The sequence below is a fragment of the [Mycoplasma] falconis genome, assembly GCF_006385795.1.
Classification (GTDB): Bacteria; Bacillota_I; Bacilli_A; order Mycoplasmatales; family Metamycoplasmataceae; genus Metamycoplasma; species Metamycoplasma falconis.
In genome coordinates this window covers 1-673 of sequence record NZ_VFSS01000026.1, presented here as the reverse complement: position 1 = coordinate 673, position 673 = coordinate 1, and the positions used below count along the sequence as shown (strand labels likewise).

The 673-nt window shown below is 67.5% G+C and carries 1 protein-coding gene; it reads left to right on the top strand.

What is annotated here, in order from left to right; genetic code table 4:
* Nucleotides 1–673: MFS transporter (locus FJO69_RS07725; RefSeq protein WP_211333793.1), on the top strand; the 673-nt coding region annotated here is incomplete at both ends.

Below are 673 nucleotides of genomic sequence, written 5' to 3'. Positions count from 1 at the left end.
CGCTGACCGCCGCGGCCGCCTACGCCGCGGCATCGGTTCATTCGCTGCTGTGGATCGGTGTCTTCCTGTTTCTCGGCGGCATGGCCGCCGGTGGTTGCAACAGCGCCGGCGGGCGGCTGGTCTCGGGTTGGTTCCCGCCCCAGCAACGCGGTCTGGCCATGGGAATCCGCCAGACCGCACAACCTTTGGGCATCGCCTCCGGCGCGTTGGTGATACCCGAACTGGCCGAACGCGGGGTGCACGCAGGGCTGATGTTTCCCGCCGTCGTGTGCACGTTGGCCGCGGTGGCCAGCGTGCTCGGTATCGTCGACCCACCGCGAAAATCCCGCACGAAAGCCTCCGAACAGGAGCTGGCCAGCCCTTATCGGGGATCGTCGATCCTGTGGCGGATACACGCGGCGTCGGCGTTGCTGATGATGCCGCAGACGGTGACCGTGACGTTCATGTTGGTCTGGCTGATCAACCACCACGGCTGGTCGGTCGCGCAGGCCGGTGTCTTGGTGACCATATCGCAGCTGCTGGGGCGCTGGGCCGGGTCGCGGTCGGCCGCTGGTCGGACCATGTCGGGTCACGCATGCGTCCCGTCCGCCTGATCGCCGCTGCCGCCGCGGCGACGTTGTTTCTGCTCGCGGCGGTCGATAACGAGGGCTCGAGATATGACGTGCTGCTCATG